4 protein-coding genes are annotated in these 2,129 nt (G+C 68.7%); all 4 read left to right on the forward strand.

All coding sequences use genetic code 11. The annotated features are described in order from the left end of the window. The first annotated feature begins 286 nt into the window (after positions 1 to 286). A complete protein-coding gene (rpsF, locus tag PLL68_RS06610) occupies positions 287 to 574 on the forward strand; it encodes a 30S ribosomal protein S6 (RefSeq protein ID WP_159902147.1) in 288 nt (95 codons plus the stop codon). A 57-nt stretch (positions 575 to 631) separates the two neighbouring features. Continuing rightward, positions 632 to 1,216, forward strand: coding sequence for a single-stranded DNA-binding protein (locus tag PLL68_RS06615; RefSeq protein ID WP_324532811.1), 585 nt, complete (start codon positions 632 to 634; stop codon positions 1,214 to 1,216). A 132-nt stretch (positions 1,217 to 1,348) separates the two neighbouring features. Continuing rightward, a complete protein-coding gene (rpsR, locus tag PLL68_RS06620) occupies positions 1,349 to 1,585 on the forward strand; it encodes a 30S ribosomal protein S18 (RefSeq protein ID WP_159902143.1) in 237 nt (78 codons plus the stop codon). A gap of 23 nt (positions 1,586 to 1,608) precedes the next feature. Beyond that, on the forward strand, positions 1,609 to 2,055 hold the full coding sequence (gene rplI / locus PLL68_RS06625) for a 50S ribosomal protein L9 (protein ID WP_324532814.1): 447 nt from the start codon (positions 1,609 to 1,611) through the stop codon (positions 2,053 to 2,055). The last annotated feature ends 74 nt before the right edge of the window (positions 2,056 to 2,129 follow it).

Genomic DNA, 2,129 nt, shown 5'->3' on the forward strand with positions numbered 1-2,129 from the left:
CCCACGCCGACGGAGCCCACCCCGACGCCGGAACCCACGCCGAGCACTCCGGGCAACGGGAACGGCGGCGGCAACGGAAATCCGGGGGGTGGGGGCAAGCCGGCGCCCTCCGCCTCGCCCGGCGGCTGAGCCGCGCGAGTTGGGGGATGCCGTTCGGCCCGGTATCCTGAGCAGGTTGCCCTCTGAGCGGCCTGTGGAAAACTCCGCGGTCCTGTCGGCAGCAATGCATACCCTCCTGTCACGGAAACTCCGTGACCGCCACAGACCAAAGGAGGCGGGTTAACGCATGCGTCAGTACGAACTCATGGTCATCCTCGACCCAGAGCTCGATGACCGGACCGTCCAGCCCTCGCTGGAGCGGTTCCTCAAGGTCGTGACCACCGATGGTGGTTCCGTCGACAACGTCGACATCTGGGGTCGTCGCCGCCTGGCCTACGAGATCAAGAAGAAGGCCGAGGGCATCTACGCCGTCGTCAACTTCACCTCTGAGCCGGCCACGGCCAAGGAGCTGGACCGTCAGCTCGGCCTCAACGAGTCGGTCATGCGGACCAAGCTCATGCGCCCCGGCGCCTGAGTGACGTCCCAGCACTCTCACACCGTCGGTCTCCACCGCGAAGGAAGTCCCTGACCCATGGCAGGCGAAACCACCATCACCATCGTCGGCAACCTCACCGCCGACCCCGAACTCCGATTCACCCCCTCGGGGGCTGCGGTCGCGAACTTCACCGTGGCATCCACGCCGCGCACGTTCGACCGCCAGTCCAACGAGTGGAAGGACGGGGAGACCCTCTTCATGCGCTGCTCGGTGTGGCGTGACGCGGCCGAGAACATCGCCGAGTCGCTCCACCGCGGCACCCGCGTGATCGTGACGGGGCGGCTGAAGTCGCGCTCGTACGAGACCAAGGAGGGCGAGAAGCGCACCGTCGTCGAGCTCGACGTCGACGAGGTCGGCCCTTCGCTGCGTTATGCGTCGGCGAAGGTCACCAAGGCCGAGCGCGGCGGTTCCGGTGGTGGCTTCGGCGGCCAGGGTGGCTTCCAGCAGCAGGACCCGTGGGCCACCGGTGGCTCCGCTCCGGCACCTCAGGGTGGCCAGGGCTGGGGTGGCCAGCAGGCTCCGCAGCAGCCGCAGGGTGGCCAGCCGGCCCCCCAGCAGCCGCAGGGTGGCCAGCAGGGTGGCTGGGGCCAGGCCCCCAGCTACGACGAGCCCCCCTTCTGATCCTCTTTCAGGACACCGACACCTGGGGCCGCGTCGCCGCGGTGACACCACGGCCCCGTTCACAGCACGACACCATCCCTGGGAGACCAGGGCTCATCCGCCGGGAGCCCCCGGCAGAAGGAGAGCACCACGATGGCCAAGCCCGCCATTCGCAAGCCCAAGAAGAAGGCCAACCCGCTCAAGGCGGCGAAGGTCGAGAACATCGACTACAAGGACGCCGCGCTGCTGCGCAAGTTCATCTCCGACCGCGGCAAGATCCGCGCGCGTCGGGTGACCGGTGTCTCCGTCCAGGAGCAGCGCCTCATCGCCAACGCCGTCAAGAACGCGCGCGAGATGGCCTTGCTGCCGTACTCGAGCTCGTCCCGCTGACCGGTCGAGAAGGAGCCAACACCATGAAGGTCATTCTCACCCACGAGGTCTCCGACCTCGGTGCCGCCGGTGACGTCGTCGACGTCAAGGACGGCTACGCCCGCAACTTCCTGTTCCGTCGCGGTCTGGCCACGGCCTGGACCAAGGGCGGGCAGAAGCAGGTCGACGCCATCGCCAAGGGTCGCGCCACCCGCGCGGTCAAGTCGCTCGAGGAGGCCCAGTCGATCAAGGGCAACCTCGAGTCGAAGTCGGTGACCGTCCCGGCGCACGCCGGACAGGGTGGTCGCCTCTTCGGCGCCGTCTCCACCGCGGACATCGCTGCTGCCGTCAAGGCTGCTGGTGGCCCGGAGCTGGACAAGCGCACGATCGAGGTCCCGACCCCGATCAAGACCACCGGAACGCACGCGGCCATGATCCGCCTGCACCCCGAGGTGCGCGCGACCATCGAGCTCGAGGTCGTCGCCGGCTGATCCAGCCCATCGCCGCGCACGTCGCGGCACCGCACGAAGCCCCGGACCTCTGGCCCGGGGCTTCGTCGTGTCCG

The organism is Ornithinibacter sp., from assembly GCF_035443565.1.
Classification (GTDB): Bacteria; Actinomycetota; Actinomycetes; order Actinomycetales; family Dermatophilaceae; genus Fodinibacter.

What these genes read in the sequence shown, in the direction of transcription:
- rpsF (WP_159902147.1), top strand. Translation starts at nt 287, where the DNA reads ATGCGTCAGTACGAACTCATGGTCATCCTCGACCCAGAGCTCGATGAC.
- PLL68_RS06615 (WP_324532811.1), top strand. Translation starts at nt 632, where the DNA reads ATGGCAGGCGAAACCACCATCACCATCGTCGGCAACCTCACCGCCGAC.
- rpsR (WP_159902143.1), top strand. Translation starts at nt 1,349, where the DNA reads ATGGCCAAGCCCGCCATTCGCAAGCCCAAGAAGAAGGCCAACCCGCTC.
- rplI (WP_324532814.1), top strand. Translation starts at nt 1,609, where the DNA reads ATGAAGGTCATTCTCACCCACGAGGTCTCCGACCTCGGTGCCGCCGGT.